This is a genomic window from Streptomyces violaceusniger Tu 4113, from assembly GCF_000147815.2.
Taxonomy (GTDB): Bacteria; Actinomycetota; Actinomycetes; order Streptomycetales; family Streptomycetaceae; genus Streptomyces; species Streptomyces violaceusniger_A.
In genome coordinates this window covers 1,445,062-1,462,468 of record NC_015957.1, presented here as the reverse complement: position 1 = coordinate 1,462,468, position 17,407 = coordinate 1,445,062, and the positions used below count along the sequence as shown (strand labels likewise).

The following is a 17,407-nucleotide window of genomic DNA, read 5'->3' as shown; positions in this document are numbered from 1 at the left end:
CGCCATGGTGAAGGCCGAAGGCGTCCACAAGTCCTTCGGCCCGGTGCAGGTCCTCAAGGGCATCGACCTCGAGGTCGCGCCGCGCGAGGTGTTCTGCCTGATCGGCCCGTCCGGCTCCGGCAAGTCCACCTTCCTGCGCTGCATCAACCACCTGGAGAAGATCAACTCCGGGCGGCTGTCCGTCGACGGCGAGCTGGTCGGCTACCGCCAGAAGGGCGACAGGCTCTACGAGCTCAAGGACCGCGAGGTCGCCGAGAAGCGGCGCGACATCGGCATGGTCTTCCAGCGCTTCAACCTCTTCCCGCACATGACCGCGCTGGAGAACGTGATCGAGGCGCCGGTCCAGGTCAAGCGCGAGACGAAGGCGGTCGCGCGGGAGCGCGCGCTGAAGCTGCTGGACCGGGTGGGCCTCGCCGACAAGGCGGCCAACTACCCCTCCCAGCTCTCCGGCGGCCAGCAGCAGCGCGTCGCGATAGCGCGGGCGCTGGCGATGGAGCCGAAGCTGATGCTCTTCGACGAGCCCACCTCGGCGCTCGACCCGGAGCTGGTCGGCGATGTGCTCGATGTGATGCGCGGGCTCGCGGAGGATGGCATGACGATGATCGTCGTCACGCATGAGATGGGCTTCGCCCGCGAGGTCGGGGACTCGGTCGTCTTCATGGACGACGGCGTGGTGGTGGAGTCCGGGCACCCGCGTGAGGTGCTGACCAATCCGCGGCACGAGCGGACGAAGTCGTTCCTCTCCAAGGTGCTGTAGGCGCTGTCACGGGCGCGAGGTAGGCGCTGTCACGGCCACGAGGGCGGTACGGGCACCTGCCCGTACCGCCCTCGCGCACTCCCCACCGGCATCACTTCAGCCCGAGCACCATCGCGTCCGAGGGCGAGCACCATACGGCCCGCGCCTCCGCGAAGCCCCCCTCGCGCAGCGCCTCGGCATGCCAGGCGACGGGCTGTGTCTCCCCGTCCGCGTGGTCGCCGTTCGCCGGATCGCCGAAGATCGTGAACCGCTCGGCCACCGGTGCGGCGAGCGTCTCGTCCCGTGCGGCGGCCTGCCACCACTCCGCCCAGTCCTGGACGCCCGGGCGGGCATATGGTCCGCGTTGAGGAACACCCCGCCCTCCCGCACGACGCCCGCGATCTGCCCGTACAGCACCCGCAGCTCGTCCGAGCGCAGCCAGTGGAGCGCCGTGGCGGTCAGGACGGCGTCGTACGTACCGTGCGGCAGCCGCCCGGTCCATCCGGGATCGCGCAGATCGGCGGTCACGAACTCGGCGCGCGGCTCGGCCGCGAAATGGCCGCGGGCGATCGTGAGCAGCGCGGGGTCGAGGTCCACGCCGGTGCTGGTGGCGCCCGGGAACCGGCCCAGCGCCCGGTCCGAGATACTGCCCGTGCCGCACGCCAGGTCGAGGATCCTCGGCTCCGGGCCGACGACGGCCTCGACCGCGTCGAGCATCACCCGGAACCGCTCCTCACGATCGGGGAGGTACCACTCCTGCTGCCGGTCCCAGCTCCGCTGCCACGCCTGCCAGTCCGCCACGGCGACGGTGTCCGTCATCGAGCCCCTCCAAGCCATGCGTCGTAAGCCATGCGTCATCGTCTCCGGCGCAGCCGCCCCGTAATACCCTCGTAGGCAGAACGCCTCTTACCCGACTCTAGATGCCCCGTCGTAAGGACCACAAGTGGAACTGGCTTATTACTCGGATCTCGCCGTGCGCCTGGTCAACAGCGAGGAGCCAAGCCGCGGCACCGACACCCTGACCTCGGTGGAGGCCGTACGGGCGCTCTTCGGGGAGAGCCGGCAGGCGGCCCGGCGGACGACGGACGCCGATGTCACCCGGCTGAGGTCGGTCAGGGCCCGGCTGCGCGCCGTCTTCAAGGCGGCGGCGGGCGGCGACGAGGTGCTGGCGGTGGACCTGCTGAACGCACTGCTCATCGAGTTCCCGGTGAGCCCGCAGATCTCCGGCCATGAGATCCGCGACGAGGACGGCCGCCCCAAGTGGCATATGCATATCGCGGACTACGCCGCCAACGCGGGCGCCGGATACGCCGCGACCGCCTCGATGGGGCTGGCCTTCCACCTCACCGAGCTGGGCGCCGACCGGCTGGGCATCTGCGAGGCGTCCCCCTGTCGCAACGCCTATCTCGACACCTCGACCAATCGATCCCGGCGCTACTGCTCCGACCGCTGCGCGACCCGCGCCAATGTGGCCGCCTACCGCGCGCGCAAACGCCTGGACGCCGAGCGGTCGGCCGGCGCCGAGCGCAGCCGGCGCCAGGACCGCCAGCCCACCGGCCGTACGGCGGACACCGCCCAGAAGACCAGCCCGGCCATGGACCGCTGACCACCGCGTCCGGCACCCGGGCGCGGGCGCAGCCGCAGCCATGCCCGGGCGACCACCAGCTCGTCCGGCACGACGCCGAACTCCCGGCTGTCGTTCTCCACATACGGGTTGTCGCCCTTGACCCACCAGCCGCCCTCGCGCCGCTCCACCGCGCGCTTGACGATCAGCAGGTCCTGCCGGAACGGATGGCGCACCACCACCACGTCCCCCGGCCGCACGGGCGCCCCGTAGCGGACCACCAACTGGTCGCCGGGGTACAGCGTCGGCTGCATCGACGGGTTGTACACCTCCGCGAGCCCGATCCGCAGCAGTCCGCGCTGGTCGCGGTCGGGCTCCTGCCCGTGATCGCCCAGCTGCTCCCGCATCACGGCACCTCCGGTCCTCAACCCCGCACCATCACGATCCCAGGCATCCCAGCCTGTCACCGGACTTTTGACCTAAGCCCCCCGGGGCACCCGAGAAAAGGCTTCCCCCACGGAGTAATCTCGCACCTGAGAAGACGATCACGAATGGAAGGACAGCTCTATGCTCTCCCGCCTGTTCGCCCCGAAGGTTAAGGTCAGCGCGCACTGCGACCTGCCCTGCGGTGTGTACGACCCGGCCCAGGCCCGTATTGAAGCCGAGTCCGTCAAGGCCGTCCAGGAGAAGTACCAGGCCAACGAGGACCCGCACTTCCGCGCCCGTGCCACCACCATCAAGGAGGAGCGCGCGGAGCTCGCCAAGCACCATGTCTCGGTGCTGTGGAGCGACTACTTCAAGCCCCCGCACTTCGAGAAGTACCCGGAGCTGCACCAGCTGGTCAACGACACCCTCAAGGCCCTGAGCGCGGCCAAGGGCTCGACCGACCCGGCCACGGGGCAGAAGGCCCTGGACTACATCGCCCAGATCGACAAGATCTTCTGGGAGACCAAGAAGGGCTGACCGCTCTTCCCTTGCATGGCCAGACCGCACCCGAGCCGCCCCGAGTGGCCCGGGTGCGGTCTTCTTTGCAGGGAACGTCCATTTCACAGGGAACGTCCTTGACGGGCACGGGGGTTGACCGGCCCCCGCCCGCTCACCCCCGCGGGCTGATCCCCGCCACGGCCAGGCCCAGCAGCCGGTCCGCCTCGGTGGCGGGGTCCGGGTGGTGCTGGGTGGCCAGCGCGATCCCGGCGATCAGGGTGACCAGGTCGACCGCGGTCGCCCCGGGGGCCATCACACCGGCCCGTTCGGCTCGCCGCAGCAGTGGCTCGCCCGCCTCGGTGAGCGTGTCCACGCAGGGGTTCGCATGTTCCGGGGCGAGTTCGCCATTGCGCAGCAGCGCGGTGGCCAGGCCCTGCACCGAGGCGGAGTAGACGGTGAGCTCACCCAGCCACTCCAGCAGCGCGGCCCGTACGTCCTCCGCCTCGGCGAGTTCGCGGGCGCGGGCGGCCAGGACCTCGATCCGCTCGCGGAAGACGGCCTCCAGGAGGGCGCTGCGGGTGGGGAAGTGGCGGCGCACGGTGGCCGAGCCGACTCCGGCGGTGCGGGCGATCTGTTCCAGGGAGGCGTCGGCGCCGTGGGCGGCGACCTCCTCCTCGGCCACGGCGAGGATGCGCTCGTAGTTGCGCCGGGCGTCCGCGCGCTGGGCGGGCATGGCGTCACCTCCGGGTTGCTAAGTGGCGGGGCCCTCCGTATCGTACCGAGCAATAAGTGGCGGGGCCCGCCGTTTAGTGTCCGTGCAGTCGATAAGTCGATATCGCCATGCCCGAGGAGCAGCAGCATGCCCATGAACTCCCCGACATCCGCCCCCTCCGCCCCCGTTCTGGTCACCGGCGCCACCGGACAGCAGGGCGGCGCCACCGCCCGCGCGCTGCTCTCGGCGGGCGTTCCCGTACGGGCCCTGGTCCGCGACCCGGACACCGAGCGGGCCAAGGCCGTGGCGGCGCTCGGCGCCGAGCTGGTCACCGGCGACCTGCTCGACCTCGACTCGGTGCGGCGGGCCGCCGAGGGGGCGCGCGCCGTCTTCTCGATCCAGATGCCCGATATGAATGACCTCCAGGGCGACTCCGAGTGGGTCCAGGGAAGCAACCTGATCGACGCCGCGCGGGACGCGGGGGTGGCGCAGTTCGTGCACACCTCCGTCTCCGGCGCCGGACAGCACCACACCGCGCCCGGCTGGGCGGAGGGCCGCTGGGCGGCGCTGGAGCACTACTACGCGACCAAGTCCGGCCTCCAGGACCGGGTCCGCGAGGCGGGCTTCCGCCACTGGACGCTCCTCAAGCCCGCCTTCTTCATGGAGAACTTCCTGTCCCTGCTCCCGAACGGCCCCGAGGGCGGCCTGGCCACCATCCTCCAGCCCGGCACCGAGCTCTCCCTCATCGCCGTCGCCGACATCGGCACGGCGGCCGCCGCGGCCTTCGCCGACCCGGAGCGGTTCCACGAGGTCGAGCTGGAACTGGCGGGCGAGTGCATGACGATGGCCCGGGTCGCCGAGGTCCTCTCCGCCGTCGTGGGCACCGAGGTGACCGCCCCGTCGATGACCGCGGACGAGGCGCTCGCCGCCGGGATGCCGCAGTGGGGCCTCGGGCATGTGCGGCTGAACGAGGTCGGCCAGCCGGCCCGTCCCGAGTTCGCGCGGGCCCTCGGCCTCCCGCTCACCGGCTTCGCCGAATGGGCCGGGCGCCATCTGGGGCCCGCGGCGGCCTGACCCGCCCGCGGCCGCCTGACCCGCCCGCCCCGGCAGCGGCGTCCGCTCCGGCTCAGCAGCGGCGTCCGCTCCGGCCCGGGCTGTGGTTGATGCCCGGACCGGAGTGGACGAGGCTGGAAGAGGACCCTGGTGGACGGACCCGGTGCCGTCCCCGGAGGGATGGGCGACCATGATGCGCCACGACAGCGGCTCCACGCGGGAGTGGGGCGGCCTGGACGAAACGGAAACGGCGAGGGCCACCGTCACCGATGACGGGACGCTGACCAGCTGGAACGACGGTGCCCGCCGGCTGCTCGGGTATCCGCCCCCGCAGGTCGTGGGGCGGTCCGCCGCCGAGCTGCTGGCCGATCCGGCCCGCGCGCGCGACGCCGGGGCCCGCCGCGCCCGCACCCGGCTCACCCGGTGGCACGGGACGGTGGCGCTGCGCCACCGGGACGGCCATGAGATGCCGGTGCGGGTGCTGGCACACCACAGAGAGCCGGAGGGCGACTGGCTGCTGGTGGCCGCGGCACCCCGGGCGGAGCTGCCGCCCGAGTCCTGGAACGACGCGCTGATGCGCTGGGCCTACGCGCAGTCGCCCTGCCCGATGGCGATCTACGACGCCGATCTGCGGCTGCGCAAGGTGAACGACGAGATGGCCCGCGTCGTCGGCCTCCCCGAAGCGGAGATCCGCGATCTGCGGCTGTCGGAGGTCGGGGGCAAGCTCCGGAGCGAGCAGCTCGAAGCCGTCATGCACCATGTGCTGACCACCGGCGAGCCACGCGAGATGGAGACCTACCTGCGCACCGGCGGCGAGACCAAGGAGCACGCCTGGTCGGCCCGGTTCGCCCCGCTGAAGGCGAAGGACGGCCAGGTGTACGCGGTCTGCCTGGCGGCGCATGACATCACCGAGCAGTATCTGGCCCGCCAGCGGCTGCTGTTGCTGAGCGCGGCCAGTGAACGGATCGGCAGCACCCTCGACATCGACCACACCGCGCAGGAGCTGGCCGACGTCTGCGTACCGCGGCTGGCCGACTACGCCAGCATCGACCTGCTGGACCGGCTGGCCCAGGACGAGGAGCTGCCGTCCGGGCCGCTCACCGGCCCGATCGTGCTGCGCCGCGCGGCCATGCAGTCCCTCTACGAGGGCTGCCCCGAGTCCGTGGTGCCGGTGGGGAAGGTGGACACCTATCCGCAGGTCTCGCCGATGGCGGAATGCCTGGTGGTGGAGCGGCCCCTCATCTACGCGACCACCGACCCCATGATCGCCAAGTGGGGTGCGCTGAAGCCCGCCCGGGCCCGTTCGATCCGGCGGTTCGGCATTCACTCGATCATGGCGGTGCCGATCCGGGCGCGGGGGACGACGCTCGGGGTGGCCGTATTCGCCCGCCACCACACTCCCGAGCCGTTCACCCAGGACGATGTGGTGCTGGCCGAGGAGATCACCACCCGGGCCGCCGTCTGTGTGGACAACGCCCGCCGCTTCACCCGGGAGCGCGACACCGCCCTGGCCCTGCAGCGCAGCCTGCTGCCGCGGACCCTCCCGCAGCCGCCGGCCGTCGAGGTCGCCTCCCGCTATCTGCCCGCGGGCCCGTACGCGGGGGCGGGCGGGGACTGGTTCGACGTCATCCCGCTCTCCGGGGCACGGGTCGCGCTGGTCGTGGGCGATGTGGTCGGCCACGGCATCCAGGCGTCGGCCACCATGGGCCGGCTGCGGACGGCGGTCCGTACTCTCGCCGACGTCGATCTGCCGCCGGACGAGCTGCTCACCCACCTGGACGACCTGGTGATCCATCTGGCCGCGGAGACCGGCGCCGAGGAGTCCACCGGGGATGTGGGGGCCACCTGTCTGTACGCGGTCTACGACCCCGTCTCGCACCGCTGCTCACTGGCCGCGGCCGGGCACCCGCCGCCGGCGCTGGCCAGGCCCGACGGCACCGTGGAGTTCCTCCCGGTACCGGCCGGACCGCCGCTGGGGGTCGGCGGGCTGCCCTTCGAGTCGATGGAGACCGAGCTGCCCGAGAACGCCGTGCTCGCCCTCTACACCAACGGGCTGATGGCCGTATGGGACCGCGATGCCGACGAGGGCCGTCTGCTGCTGACCAACGCGCTGGCCCACCCCAGCGGGTCCCTGGACGGCACCTGCGACGCCGTTCTGCGCACGCTCCTCCCCGCGGGGGGCGCGCTCGACGACGTCGCGCTGCTGCTCGCCCGCACCCGCTCCCTGGACGAGGCGCACGTGGCCACCTGGGACGTGCCCGCCGACCCGGCGTGGGTGGCCCGCTCCCGCCGGAACGTGACGGAGCGGCTGACCGAATGGGGGCTCGACGAGGCCGTCTTCACCACCGAGCTGGTCGTCAGCGAGCTGGTCACCAACGCCATCCGGCACGCCGTCCCGCCCATCCGGCTGCGGCTGATCCATGACCACTCGCTGATCTGCGAGGTCACCGACTCCTCCAGCACCGCCCCGCATATGCGCCGCGCCCGCACCTTCGACGAGGGCGGCCGCGGGCTGCTGCTGGTCGCGCGGCTCAGCCAGCGCTGGGGGAGCCGGCAGACCGCCGAGGGCAAGACGATCTGGTCGGAGCAGACCCTTCCGGTCGGGCTGCCCACGGGACTGCCGGGCCTGGACTGAGCCGGCCGGGGGCGGGGTGGGGTGCGTGGGGGCGGTCGGCCCGCGTCAGAAGCGCCAGCGCGTCTGGCCGTACACGTCCTTGCGGAAGCCGAACGCCGTGGCCGGGGCGACCCGGTGGACCAGGGCCTCATGGCCGTCGTGGTGGAAGGCGCCGTCGCGCACCTGGAAGGTCCACTCCGCGCCGTACTTCGCCACGTACGCCGCGGCGATCCGCTCGAGCGTGGCGTCCTCCCGCACCGGCTCGGCCTCGCCCTCGACCACCAGGTCCAGCCCCTCGTGCAGCACGCCCGCGCCCGTGGTGAGGACGCAGCGCGGATCGTGCGCGAGGTTCCGGGCCTTCTGTTCCTCGGGGCCGGTGCAGAAGCAGAGCGCGCCGTCGAACCAGACGGCGATGAGCGGGGTGACATGGGGGCGGCCGTCCCGGCGGACGGTGGACAGCCAGTACAGCTCAGCCGCCGCCAGCGCCTCACGTCCCTCCGGCCAGGGCGTGGCGGTGGCGTCCGGGCTGCTGAAGCGGGTGTCCAGCGCGGTCTGCGGATCGTGCTCCGTGATCATCTGCTCGCTCCTCGGGTGGCATGCGGTGCGGTCCCGGGTGCTTGGACCGCGCGGCGGAGCGAAACTCATCGCTCGCCGCCACCCGCCCCCCGGAGGGGTGCTACGAGACCTCGGCGGGCCCGGCGAGGTCCAGGATGTCGAGGGCGTCGCGGGTCCGGGGCTCATGGGAGCGCAGCAGCGGACTCTCGTTGCGGACCAGCCACTGGCGGTACGCGGAACTCGCCCAGGCGATCTCGAAGTACGCGTCCGCGAGATCGCCGAAGAGGGCGTCGACGTCGAGCGGGGCGCCGGGCGCGGTGTCCGGATCGGGTCCGGCCGCCTCGGTGTCGGTCTCGGTCGGGAGCGCCGTGTCCGGGTCGGGTCCGGGGGCCCCGGTGCGGGCCGCCGGGACCGCCCGTGCGGCCAGGAACAGCCGGACCGTCAGCGGATCCCCGTGCAGCGGGCGGACGGCCACGTCCTGGCGGGACCGCGCGGTGGGCTGGCAGGGGGTGACCACCTCGCCCGAGGCGACCAGGTCGGCGGCGGTCAGATAGTCCCCGTACACCACCCTCGGATTGAGCCCCGCGGCGGCCAGGACCCGGCGCAGCCCGGGCCCCTCGCCGTCCACGCTGGGGTCGACCATCCACTGGTCGGCGGCGAGGTCGGCGAGCCGCACCGCGGGCCGCGCGGCGGCCGGATGGGTTTCGGCCAGCGCCACGAACTGCGGCTCCCGCTCCACGAGCACCCGGCGCTCCACGCCCTCGGGCACCCGCAGCGGCGCGCCCTCGACCTCGTGCACGAAGGCGACGTCGAGCTGGTTGGCGGCGACCATCTGCAGCAGCGCGTTGGCCGAGACGTCGATGTGGATGGTGGTGTCCGCGTCGGGATAGCGGTCGCGGAGCCTGCGCAACCAGCCCACCACGGCCCGGCTGCCCGTGCTGCCGATGCGCAACCGGGCGTCGGCGGTCTGCCCCGCCTCCAGCCGGACCTCGCTGACCAAGGCGTTCATCTCGGCCACGATCGGCCGGGCGCGGCACAGCACGGACCGCCCCAGCGGGGTCGGCCGGCTGCCGGTGACCTCCCGCGAGAACAGCCGGCCGCCGATGGTGTTCTCGATGCGCCGGAGCTGGGTCGTCAAGGATGGCTGGGTCATGCCCAGTTGGCGCGCCGCCTTCCGTAGGCTGCCGGTGTCGGCAATGGCGCACAGTGCACGGAGGTGCCTCACCTGGAGCTCCACGGCGGGAGCATATCTGCGCCCTTGTCGGTCACACCAGACTCTGAAACCACTCCAACCCATACCGGAATTGATCAATCGGTGGTCAAACACCGGTCAACGGGACGGCAAACCGCCATCCCCGCAAAGGGCTTGAGAGCCCGGCGGGGGATATGCCTTCGTACTATCACCAGTTGATATCTCCGCGTACGGCTCGATCTCCTCAAGACTCGGCGTCAGCCAAGAGTTCATCCCACGGCCCCGGCCGCCACCCCACACGGCGACCGGGGCCCGAGGGCGATGAGGAGCCCCCCACATGTCACTCCGCAAGCTCGCGCTGTCCGCGACCCTCGGCCTCGGCCTGGCGGCCGCCCTGTCCGCCGTGCCCGCCTCCGCGGCCACGCCCGACCACTCCACGACCCAGCGCAGCGCCGCGGCCGCCGGCTACACGGCGAGCGGCGAGGAGAAGGCCGACACCGACGCCTTCATCAAGGCCGTCATGAAGTCGGCCCTGGCCAAGCAGGCCAAGGCACCCCGCGGGGCGGCGGCCGTCACCGTGACCTACGACGCGAGCCAGGCCCCGACCTTCCAGTCGCAGATCTCCCGCTCCGCCCAGATCTGGAACTCCTCGGTGAGCAACGTGAAGCTGCAGGCGGGCAGCAACGCGGACTTCACCTACCGCGAGGGCAACGACCCCCAGGGCTCGTACGCGAGCACCGACGGCCACGGCAGCGGCTATGTCTTCCTGGACTACGCCCAGAACCAGGAGTACGACTCGACGCGGGTCACCGCGCACGAGACCGGCCACGTGCTGGGTCTGCCGGACCACTACGAGGGCCCGTGCAGCGAGCTGATGTCCGGTGGCGGCCCCGGCCCGTCCTGCACCAACTCGCAGCCCGACCAGGCCGAGATCAGCCGCGTCAACCAGCTCTGGGCCAATGGCCTGGCCAAGCTCGAGAAGCAGCTGGCCAAGTCCCACTGAGCCCGCTGAGACCGCCAAGCCACTGATCCCCTGGATCAGGGCCTGACCGCCCGCACCCGGTTCCCGACGCCGGGTGCGGGCGGTCGGCGTGTACGGGGCCCGCCCACCGCGATAGCGCACGGGAAGCGCCGCCGCCTCCGGCCGGAGGTACCGTATAGACACCAGGAGCATTTCGCACAAACCGGCCGGATTCCCTCCAGTCTGGGGCCCGGCCCCAGGGAGTGAGCACCATGGAGACCCTGATCACCGTGGTCGTCATCCTCGCGCTGATCGGGGTGGGCGCGCTGCTGATCCACCGGACCAATGTCCAGAACGGCAACCGCATGTCCGCCGAGAGCCACGACGATTCCCCGGCCGGCGGACGGCCGCACCATCGCACCTGGGGCCGCCGGCGGCAGCACGCGGGCCAGGGGGTCACGCCTCCCCAGGACCGCCGTACCTGAGTCCGGCCATATCCCGGCCACATCCCGGCCGTGCGAGGCGCCCTACTCCTCGCCGTGCGAGGCGCCCTACTCCTCCTCGCGCAGCGCCTCGTCCAGCGTGGCGACCGGGCGGAGCACATCCAGCATCCGCCCCGCCCGCAGGGTGCGCAGGATCAACGCGTTGTCGCAGACCAGCCGCATCAGCCCGCCCCGCTCCATGACACGCCGATGGGCCCGGCACAGCAGTCCCAGGCCCGAGCAGTCGAAGAAGGCGGCCGGCCGTAAGTCCACGATCACCGCGGGCTTGTCCCCGGCCGTGGCCGCGTCCAGCGCCGGTCCGACACTTCCCACCCCGGCGATGTCGATCTCACCGTGGAGTTCCACGACGGTGTACCCGCCGACCCGGTGCGTACGGGCGCGGGGAGTGGTGACGTCCGCGGCGGCGCCGTCCTGAGCGACCGGATCACCCTGAGCGACCGGATCACCCTGAGCGGCAGAATCATCCCGGGCGGCCGGACCGTCCTGAGGGGCGGAATCCCCGCCGGAGGACGCCCACGCGGCCGGATCCCGGCCGGAGGGCCCCCATGCGGCCGGATCCCCGCTCGCGGGCCCCTGCGCGGCGTCCTGGGCACCGCGCTCCAGCGGCACCGGCGCATCACGGGGAGCGCCTTGCTGCGTCATCGCGATATCCCCTCGGAACGGCACACTGCCCCCTCTCACCTTCGTCAGGGTCCCGGAAGCGGGCAGGGTCGGGCATCGGGCGTGAATCCGCCGGGTCCTTGGGCGACGTCTCGCGAGCGTAAAGGGGTGACCGCCGGTTACAGAGGTAGGAACGCAGCATTCCGCCGGTGAATACCGCTCGTCCGAGTGAATTTCGGTTCTTACTATTGACACTTGGTCAGATACGGCCTAGGCGAAGGCATCACCGCCCCCTCCGGCCACCGGACCCGCCACCCCCGCGATCGCCGGAGTCAGATCCTCCAGTACCTCGAACGCGTCGTCCAGCCGGACCATGCGCAGCAGCCGCACAAACCGCGGTTCGTCGATGACGAGCCGCAGCCGCCCGTCCCGCTCCAGCACGCGATTGCGCAATCGGCACAGTAACGACAATCCGGCACAGTCCAGGAAGGTGACCGGCCGTAGGTCCAGGACCAGATCCGGACACCGTGCCTGGATGAGGGAATCGAGCCGAGCCACGATCCGCCCCGCGGCGAAGATGTCCAACTCTCCCGCGATCTCGGCGACGGTGACGCCGCCGAGTGCGTGGACTCGGACGCCGAAGGCGGGCCGATCATCGAACATGCAAGCCTCCTTGACCTGGTGGAGGCGCGCGACACCGGAGCCCGCGGCCACGCCGGTCATCGCCGGGGTCCAGGCCGGCCCTTCAGTAGATGACATACCCATCTACCGGCTGACCAGTCAACGAACGGCGCGGCACATGTCGTTGGCCTATTAAGACCCCTCGGCCGCGAACTGTTACTCGCCGGTAAAGCAGGGGTCTTCTCAAGTCCACCGGGAGCCGTGAGCATGCCATCCGGCAATCGCCTCGAAGTGAAGGATGTGACCGATGACAGCAGGACGCGTGCGATCACGGCGGCTCGGCATGACGACGGTGGTCGTCGCCCTCGCCATCGGCGTCGGCGGAACGGCCACCACGGCGACCGCCGCCACCCCCGGCACCACGGCCACCACGGCGGCCACGGCGGCGCCGTCGAGCGCCACCGCCGCCGAGGACGTCGACTACGAGACCTGGCAGCGCGATGTTCGCGCCATCATCGACGAGCAGGCCCGCCCCTACATCGAGGAGCGCACCGCCAACCCCTCGGGCGAGAAGCAGGCCATCGTCCTGGACATCGACAACACCTCGCTGGAGACGGACTTCGGCTTCACCTTCCCCCAGCCCCCCGTCGAGCCGGTCCTGAAGCTCTCCCAGTACGCGCACGACCGCGGCGTGGCCATCTTCTTCGTCACCGCGCGGCCCGGCATCATCTCCTGGCCGACCGAGTACAACCTGGACAAGGTCGGCTACTCGGTCGCCGGTCTGTACGTACGCCACCTGCCGGATCTCTTCCGACACGTGGCCGACTACAAGACCGCCAAGCGGGCGGAGATCGAGAAGAACGGCTACACGATCATCGCCAACATCGGCAACAGCCCCACCGACATCAGCGGCGGCCACGCCGAGAAGTCCTTCAAGCTCCCGGACTACGACGGCCAGCTTTCCTGAGTCACGGTCAGGTCATCCCCTTCCGCCACCGCCGATCACCCCCCACCGGGGAAAGGTCGAAAACTCCAGATCTTGGCGCCCAAGATTGGTGAGTAGGCCGAGCGCACGGCACGTCTGCTCCGCTCAACACTGGACACACCGCAGACTGTGCGTCGAGATCTCCGCAATCGGCGCGGATACGTCGGCACTGGCGCGAAGGGGATGACCGATGACCGGCTCACACGTACTGGCACTCGGCCACTACCAGCCCGCGAAGGTGCTCGGCAACGAGGACCTCGCGGCCATGGTCGACACCAGCGACGAGTGGATCCGCAGCCGGGTCGGCATCCGCACCCGGCATCTGGCCCGCCCCGACGAAACGGTCGACGAGATGGCGGCGGCAGCCGCCGCCAAGGCGCTGGCCCACAGCGGGCTGGCCCCCTCCGACATCGACCTCGTGCTCGTCGCCACCTGCACGGCGATCGACCGCAGCCCCAACATGGCGGCCCGGGTCGCCGCCCGGCTCGGGCTCGCCTCCCCCGCCACCATGGACCTCAATGTGGTGTGCGCCGGTTTCACCCACGCCCTGGCCACCGCCGACCACACCATCCGGGCCGGGGCGGCCACCGCGGCCCTGGTGATCGGCGCCGACAAGTTCAGCGCGGCCACCGACTGGACCGACCGCTCCACCTGCGTCCTGACCGGCGACGGCGCGGGCGCGGCCGTGGTGGTGGCCGCCGAGCGGCCGGGTGTCGGCCCGGTGGTGTGGGGCTCGGTCCCGGAGATGGGCGGCGCGGTCCGTATCGAGGGCACACCGCCCCGCTTCGCGCAGGAGGGCCAGACCGTCTACCGCTGGGCCACCACCCACCTGCCGCCGATCGCGCGGCAGGTGTGCGAACGGGCCGGGATCTCCCCGGAGGACCTGGCCGGTGTCGTGCTGCACCAGGCCAATCTGCGGATCATCGAGCCGGTCGCCCACAAGCTGGGCGCTGTCAACGCGGTGATCGCCCGCGATGTGGTGGAGTCCGGCAACACCTCGGCGGCCAGCATTCCGCTCGCCCTCTCCAAGCTGGTCGAGCGCGGGGAAGTGGCCTCCGGCGCCCCGGTGCTGCTCTTCGGCTTCGGCGGCAATCTGTCGTACGCCGGCCAGGTCATCCACTGCCCCTGACTGCCGCGTCCTGCAAAACCTCCGGCGGCGCCCCGGCCGCCTCCACCAGGACGTCCGATTCGTTCAAGACCGGCCGTCGGCCCGCTGCCTACGCTGCCCGTATGACAGCACGATTCAACGCCATCGGCCTGGTCGTCGCCGACCTGGCCACCTCCCTCGCCTTCTACCGCCGCCTCGGCCTCGACATCCCCGCCGAGGCCGACGCCCAGCCGCACGCCGAGGCCGCCCTGCCCGGCGGGGCGCGGCTGATGTGGGACACCGTCGAGACGGTGCGCTCCTTCGACCCGGAGTGGACGCCGCCGAGCGGCTCCCACCAGGTGGCGCTGGCCTTCGCCTGCGACAGCCCGGCCGATGTGGACAAGACCTACCAGGACCTCGTGGGGGCGGGCGTACGCGGAAAGAAGGAGCCGTGGGACGCGCCGTGGGGCCAGCGCTACGCGACGGTCCTCGACCCCGACGGCAACAGCCTGGACCTCTTCGCCCCGCTACCCTCCTGACCCCTGAAGCAGACGGCCCAGGGGGACGCCGGTCAGGGTCCTGACCTCGCGGGCGAGATGTGCCTGGTCGGCGTAGCCCGCCGTGGCCGCGCCCGCCGCGAAGGGGACGCCGGTGCGCGCCAGGTCCAGGGCCCGGTTCAGCCGCAGCACCCGGCCGAGCGTCTTGGGGCCGTAGCCGAACGCGGCGAGGGAGCGGCGGTGCAACTGCCGCTCCCCCAGCCCCACGGCGGCGGCGATCCCGGCCACGCCCGTCCCGCGCGAGACCCCGGCGACGACCGCGGCGAGCACCGGATCGGGCGGCTCCGCCGTCCGCAGGCGGCCCAGGGCGGCGTCCTCCAGCAGGCGGCCCTGGGCGGCCTGCCGCGCGGCCGTCCGCTCGGTGTCGGCGATCCGCTCGGCGTCGGCGATCCGCTCGGCCAGCCGCCGGACCTCCGCGCCCGGCCAGAGCGCGGCCAACGGCACGAGCTGATCGCGGAGTTCATGCGCCGGTACGCCGAGCACGGCGGGGCCCTGGCCCGGGGCGAAACGCAGGCCCACGGCGCGGGTGCCGGGCGGGCCGGGGGCGAGACGGGCGCGCGTGTCCGGCCCGGCGACCAGCAGCTCGCCGTCGGGTCCCGCCTCGCTCCAGATCAGATCCGTGCAGCCGTCCGGGAGCACCCGCTGCGGCCCGGTGCCGGCCGTACGGGTCCACACCGCGGCGCCGCGGCCGAGCAGCGCCCTTCGCTCCCGGTAGGCGTCGCACTCCCGGTCTTCAGGCTCCCCGTGCTCGCTCAAGGGACCTCGCGCAGATACATCGCACCGCACGAGTGACAGAAGGGCCCCGAGTCACCCGTGGCCCACAGATCGGCGGCCTGGGTCTCGGCGTCCGGGTCCAGCTCCCGCCCGCACATCGCGGTCGTTCCGTTCGCGCGGACCATGTGCCAGATCTTGACGGGCGCGCCCGCGACCCGGCCGGAGCTGCCCTCCTCGTATTCGGCGCGCATCTCATGCTGCATGGCGGTACACCTCCTGCTCACCACCACTACTCTCCATGCTCCCGCCGCGCCAGGCCGAGCGCCACCTCCGCCGCCGCGCCCGCCGCCGCTAGAAGACGGACCAGCCGGTCAGCGTGGTGAAGTGGTCCAGGGCCGCCACTCCGGCCACCGAGTTGCCGCGGGCGTCGAGGCCGGGGCTCCAGACGCACAGCGTGCAGCGGCCGGGGACCACCGCGACGATGCCGCCGCCGACGCCGCTCTTGCCGGGCAGTCCGACGCGGTAGGCGAAGTCGCCCGCCGCGTCGTACGTGCCGCAGGTGAGCATGACCGCGTTGACCCGCTTCGCCTCGCTCTGCGACAGCAGCCGCGAGCCGTCCGCGCGCAGCCCGTGGCGGGCCAGGAAGCCGCCGGCCAGGGCCAGGTCGCGGCAGCTCATCTCGATCGAGCACTGCCAGAAGTAGTGCTCCAGGACGGTCGGCACCGGGTTGTGGAGGTTGCCGTAGCTCGCCATGAAGTGCGCGACGGCGGCATTACGGTCGCCATGGGCGGACTCGGAGACGGCGACCTCCTGGTCGAAGGCGAGGTCCGGATTGCCGCTCTCGGCGCGCAGGAAGTCCAGCATGGTGGTGCTGGCGTCGCCGGTAAGGGTCTGCAGCCGGTCGGTGACGACGAGCGCCCCGGCGTTGATGAACGGATTGCGCGGGATGCCGTTCTCGTACTCCAGTTGCACCAGGGAGTTGAAGGGATTGCCCGAGGGCTCCCGGCCGACCCGCCGCCACAGCTTCTCGCCGTCGTCGGCGAGGACGAGCGCGAGGCTGAACGCCTTGGAGATGGACTGCACCGAGAACGGCCGCTCCCAGTCGCCGACCCCGGTGACATGGCCGTCGACATCGGCGAGGGCGATCCCGAAGCGGTCCGCGTCCACCGAGGCGAGCGCCGGGATGTACTGCGCCACCCGGCCCCGGCCGATCTGCGGTTTCACCTGGGCCGCGACCTCGTCCAGCACTGCCTGGTAGTCCATGGTGCGGTGCGTCTCCCGGTGCGATGTGGAACGGATGGATCGGCTCGCACGATAACGCGCCCCCCACCATCCATCACCCCATGTGTTTATGTGCGTGCGATGGGTAAGCAAGCGGATGAACGAGGCGGACCACGACCGGGGCCCGCCGTACGACCAGAACGGAGGCGGTCATGGCCTCACCCATGTCCGCGGGGGACTTCCTGGCGGCGCTGACGAACGAGGGCGTGCGGGTGACGCAGGTCGGCGACTGGCGGGACCACAACAGAAACCACAAGGGCCCGTGGGGCCCGGTGCACGGGGTGATGATCCACCACACCGTCACCTCCGGCACCGAGGAGACGGTGGAGATCTGCCGGGACGGCTTCGAGGGGCTGCCCGGCCCGCTGTGCCACGGCGTGATCGCCAAGGACGGCGGCGTCCATCTGGTCGGCTACGGCCGCGCCAACCACGCCGGTCTTGGCGACGACGACGTCCTGCGGGCGGTGATCGCCGAGAAGGCCCTGCCGCCCGACAACGAGGCGAACACCGACGGCAACCGCGCCTTCTACGGCTTCGAATGCGAGAACCTGGGCGACGGCGAGGACCCGTGGCCCGAGGCCCAGCTCGACGCGATCGCACGGGCCGCGGCGGCCGTGTGCCGCCATCACGGCTGGACCGAGCGCTCGGTGATCGGCCACCTCGAATGGCAGCCGGGCAAGGTGGATCCGCGCGGCTTCACCATGGCCGCGATGCGCGACCGGATCCACGAGCGGCTCAAGTAGCACCC

The 17,407-nt window shown here is 71.9% G+C and carries 19 protein-coding genes and 2 pseudogenes; 11 read left to right on the top strand and 10 right to left on the bottom strand.

From position 1 onward, the window contains the following. Positions 1–4 precede the first annotated feature (4 nt). Complete coding sequence (locus tag STRVI_RS06595; protein WP_043238078.1) at positions 5–757, top strand: amino acid ABC transporter ATP-binding protein; 753 nt, start codon at positions 5–7, stop codon at positions 755–757. A gap of 91 nt (positions 758–848) precedes the next feature. On the opposite strand, the pseudogene STRVI_RS06590 reads toward STRVI_RS06595, so the two are convergent. Then, positions 849–1,555 (bottom strand): annotated as a pseudogene (locus STRVI_RS06590) (class I SAM-dependent methyltransferase). A gap of 124 nt (positions 1,556–1,679) precedes the next feature. Here STRVI_RS06590 and STRVI_RS06585 point away from each other — a divergent pair. Further along, on the top strand, positions 1,680–2,342 hold the full coding sequence (locus STRVI_RS06585; protein ID WP_014054841.1) for a CGNR zinc finger domain-containing protein: 663 nt from the start codon (positions 1,680–1,682) through the stop codon (positions 2,340–2,342). 104 nt (positions 2,343–2,446) lie between these two features. Here the strand turns inward: STRVI_RS06585 and STRVI_RS56325 are convergent. Then, positions 2,447–2,614: pseudogene (locus STRVI_RS56325) on the bottom strand (S24 family peptidase); the annotation flags it as partial. A 253-nt stretch (positions 2,615–2,867) separates the two neighbouring features. Here STRVI_RS56325 and sodN point away from each other — a divergent pair. Continuing rightward, complete coding sequence (gene sodN, locus STRVI_RS06580) at positions 2,868–3,263, top strand: superoxide dismutase, Ni (protein ID WP_014054839.1); 396 nt, start codon at positions 2,868–2,870, stop codon at positions 3,261–3,263. Positions 3,264–3,396: 133 nt separating this feature from the next. On the opposite strand, the gene STRVI_RS06575 is transcribed toward sodN, so the two are convergent. Then, positions 3,397–3,957, bottom strand: coding sequence for a TetR/AcrR family transcriptional regulator (locus STRVI_RS06575; protein WP_014054838.1), 561 nt, complete (start codon positions 3,955–3,957; stop codon positions 3,397–3,399). Between the two features lie 126 nt (positions 3,958–4,083). Between STRVI_RS06575 and STRVI_RS06570 the strand changes: the two genes are divergently transcribed. Then, entirely contained in the window at positions 4,084–5,010 is a 927-nt protein-coding gene (locus tag STRVI_RS06570; protein WP_014054837.1) for an NmrA family NAD(P)-binding protein, read from the top strand. A 169-nt stretch (positions 5,011–5,179) separates the two neighbouring features. Next, a complete protein-coding gene (locus STRVI_RS06565) occupies positions 5,180–7,624 on the top strand; it encodes a SpoIIE family protein phosphatase (RefSeq protein WP_014054836.1) in 2,445 nt (814 codons plus the stop codon). Between the two features lie 45 nt (positions 7,625–7,669). Here STRVI_RS06565 and STRVI_RS06560 read toward each other — a convergent pair whose 3' ends face one another. After that, on the bottom strand, positions 7,670–8,179 hold the full coding sequence (locus tag STRVI_RS06560) for a pyridoxamine 5'-phosphate oxidase family protein (protein WP_014054835.1): 510 nt from the start codon (positions 8,177–8,179) through the stop codon (positions 7,670–7,672). A 100-nt stretch (positions 8,180–8,279) separates the two neighbouring features. Further along, positions 8,280–9,383 (bottom strand): LysR family transcriptional regulator, encoded by a 1,104-nt coding sequence (locus STRVI_RS06555; protein WP_014054834.1) that lies wholly within the window; start codon positions 9,381–9,383, stop codon positions 8,280–8,282. 304 nt (positions 9,384–9,687) lie between these two features. On the opposite strand from STRVI_RS06555, the gene snpA reads away from it, so the two are divergent. Both snpA and STRVI_RS06545 read left to right on the top strand, forming a co-directional pair. After that, positions 9,688–10,353, top strand: coding sequence for a snapalysin (gene snpA, locus STRVI_RS06550; RefSeq protein WP_014054833.1), 666 nt, complete (start codon positions 9,688–9,690; stop codon positions 10,351–10,353). 230 nt (positions 10,354–10,583) lie between these two features. Then, positions 10,584–10,796: a hypothetical protein gene (locus STRVI_RS06545; protein ID WP_014054832.1), complete on the top strand. Its 213-nt coding sequence runs from the start codon at positions 10,584–10,586 to the stop codon at positions 10,794–10,796. Between the two features lie 66 nt (positions 10,797–10,862). On the opposite strand, the gene STRVI_RS54065 is transcribed toward STRVI_RS06545, so the two are convergent. Together STRVI_RS54065 and STRVI_RS06535 are read right to left on the bottom strand one after the other, a co-directional pair. Further along, a complete protein-coding gene (locus STRVI_RS54065) occupies positions 10,863–11,456 on the bottom strand; it encodes an STAS domain-containing protein (protein WP_078505146.1) in 594 nt (197 codons plus the stop codon). A 228-nt stretch (positions 11,457–11,684) separates the two neighbouring features. After that, positions 11,685–12,077: an STAS domain-containing protein gene (locus STRVI_RS06535; RefSeq protein ID WP_050993894.1), complete on the bottom strand. Its 393-nt coding sequence runs from the start codon at positions 12,075–12,077 to the stop codon at positions 11,685–11,687. Between the two features lie 265 nt (positions 12,078–12,342). On the opposite strand from STRVI_RS06535, the gene STRVI_RS06530 reads away from it, so the two are divergent. The 3 genes from STRVI_RS06530 to STRVI_RS06520 all read left to right on the top strand — a co-directional run bounded on the left by STRVI_RS06530 (position 12,343) and on the right by STRVI_RS06520 (position 14,646). Next, positions 12,343–13,002 (top strand): HAD family acid phosphatase, encoded by a 660-nt coding sequence (locus STRVI_RS06530; RefSeq protein ID WP_014054829.1) that lies wholly within the window; start codon positions 12,343–12,345, stop codon positions 13,000–13,002. Between the two features lie 208 nt (positions 13,003–13,210). Beyond that, positions 13,211–14,149, top strand: a complete 939-nt coding sequence (locus STRVI_RS06525) for a beta-ketoacyl-ACP synthase III (RefSeq protein WP_014054828.1) — start codon at positions 13,211–13,213, stop codon at positions 14,147–14,149. A 101-nt stretch (positions 14,150–14,250) separates the two neighbouring features. Next, positions 14,251–14,646: a VOC family protein gene (locus tag STRVI_RS06520; RefSeq protein WP_014054827.1), complete on the top strand. Its 396-nt coding sequence runs from the start codon at positions 14,251–14,253 to the stop codon at positions 14,644–14,646. On the opposite strand, the gene STRVI_RS06515 is transcribed toward STRVI_RS06520, so the two are convergent. The 3 genes from STRVI_RS06515 to STRVI_RS06505 form a co-directional block, all read right to left on the bottom strand. Continuing rightward, complete coding sequence (locus STRVI_RS06515; RefSeq protein WP_014054826.1) at positions 14,635–15,420, bottom strand: helix-turn-helix domain-containing protein; 786 nt, start codon at positions 15,418–15,420, stop codon at positions 14,635–14,637. The genes STRVI_RS06520 and STRVI_RS06515 overlap by 12 nt on opposite strands. Further along, positions 15,417–15,641: a hypothetical protein gene (locus STRVI_RS06510; protein ID WP_014054825.1), complete on the bottom strand. Its 225-nt coding sequence runs from the start codon at positions 15,639–15,641 to the stop codon at positions 15,417–15,419. The genes STRVI_RS06515 and STRVI_RS06510 overlap by 4 nt, the downstream gene beginning before the upstream one ends. A gap of 88 nt (positions 15,642–15,729) precedes the next feature. After that, entirely contained in the window at positions 15,730–16,641 is a 912-nt protein-coding gene (locus tag STRVI_RS06505) for a glutaminase (RefSeq protein ID WP_014054824.1), read from the bottom strand. Positions 16,642–16,811: 170 nt separating this feature from the next. Between STRVI_RS06505 and STRVI_RS06500 the strand changes: the two genes are divergently transcribed. Continuing rightward, positions 16,812–17,402 carry a peptidoglycan recognition protein family protein gene (locus STRVI_RS06500; protein WP_014054823.1) on the top strand — a complete coding sequence of 197 codons (591 nt, stop codon included), beginning with the start codon at positions 16,812–16,814 and terminating at the stop codon, positions 17,400–17,402. Positions 17,403–17,407: the final 5 nt, after the last annotated feature.

Coding starts and splice junctions, on each gene's coding strand:
- STRVI_RS06595 (WP_043238078.1), top strand. CDS start 5: ATGGTGAAGGCCGAAGGCGTCCACAAGTCCTTCGGCCCGGTGCAGGTC.
- sodN (WP_014054839.1), top strand. CDS start 2,868: ATGCTCTCCCGCCTGTTCGCCCCGAAGGTTAAGGTCAGCGCGCACTGC.
- STRVI_RS06575 (WP_014054838.1), bottom strand. CDS start 3,957: ATGCCCGCCCAGCGCGCGGACGCCCGGCGCAACTACGAGCGCATCCTC.
- STRVI_RS06570 (WP_014054837.1), top strand. CDS start 4,084: ATGCCCATGAACTCCCCGACATCCGCCCCCTCCGCCCCCGTTCTGGTC.
- STRVI_RS06565 (WP_014054836.1), top strand. CDS start 5,180: ATGATGCGCCACGACAGCGGCTCCACGCGGGAGTGGGGCGGCCTGGAC.
- STRVI_RS06560 (WP_014054835.1), bottom strand. CDS start 8,179: ATGATCACGGAGCACGATCCGCAGACCGCGCTGGACACCCGCTTCAGC.
- snpA (WP_014054833.1), top strand. CDS start 9,688: ATGTCACTCCGCAAGCTCGCGCTGTCCGCGACCCTCGGCCTCGGCCTG.
- STRVI_RS06545 (WP_014054832.1), top strand. CDS start 10,584: ATGGAGACCCTGATCACCGTGGTCGTCATCCTCGCGCTGATCGGGGTG.
- STRVI_RS54065 (WP_078505146.1), bottom strand. CDS start 11,456: ATGACGCAGCAAGGCGCTCCCCGTGATGCGCCGGTGCCGCTGGAGCGC.
- STRVI_RS06535 (WP_050993894.1), bottom strand. CDS start 12,077: ATGTTCGATGATCGGCCCGCCTTCGGCGTCCGAGTCCACGCACTCGGC.
- STRVI_RS06530 (WP_014054829.1), top strand. CDS start 12,343: ATGACAGCAGGACGCGTGCGATCACGGCGGCTCGGCATGACGACGGTG.
- STRVI_RS06525 (WP_014054828.1), top strand. CDS start 13,211: ATGACCGGCTCACACGTACTGGCACTCGGCCACTACCAGCCCGCGAAG.
- STRVI_RS06520 (WP_014054827.1), top strand. CDS start 14,251: ATGACAGCACGATTCAACGCCATCGGCCTGGTCGTCGCCGACCTGGCC.
- STRVI_RS06510 (WP_014054825.1), bottom strand. CDS start 15,641: ATGCAGCATGAGATGCGCGCCGAATACGAGGAGGGCAGCTCCGGCCGG.
- STRVI_RS06505 (WP_014054824.1), bottom strand. CDS start 16,641: ATGGACTACCAGGCAGTGCTGGACGAGGTCGCGGCCCAGGTGAAACCG.
- STRVI_RS06500 (WP_014054823.1), top strand. CDS start 16,812: ATGGCCTCACCCATGTCCGCGGGGGACTTCCTGGCGGCGCTGACGAAC.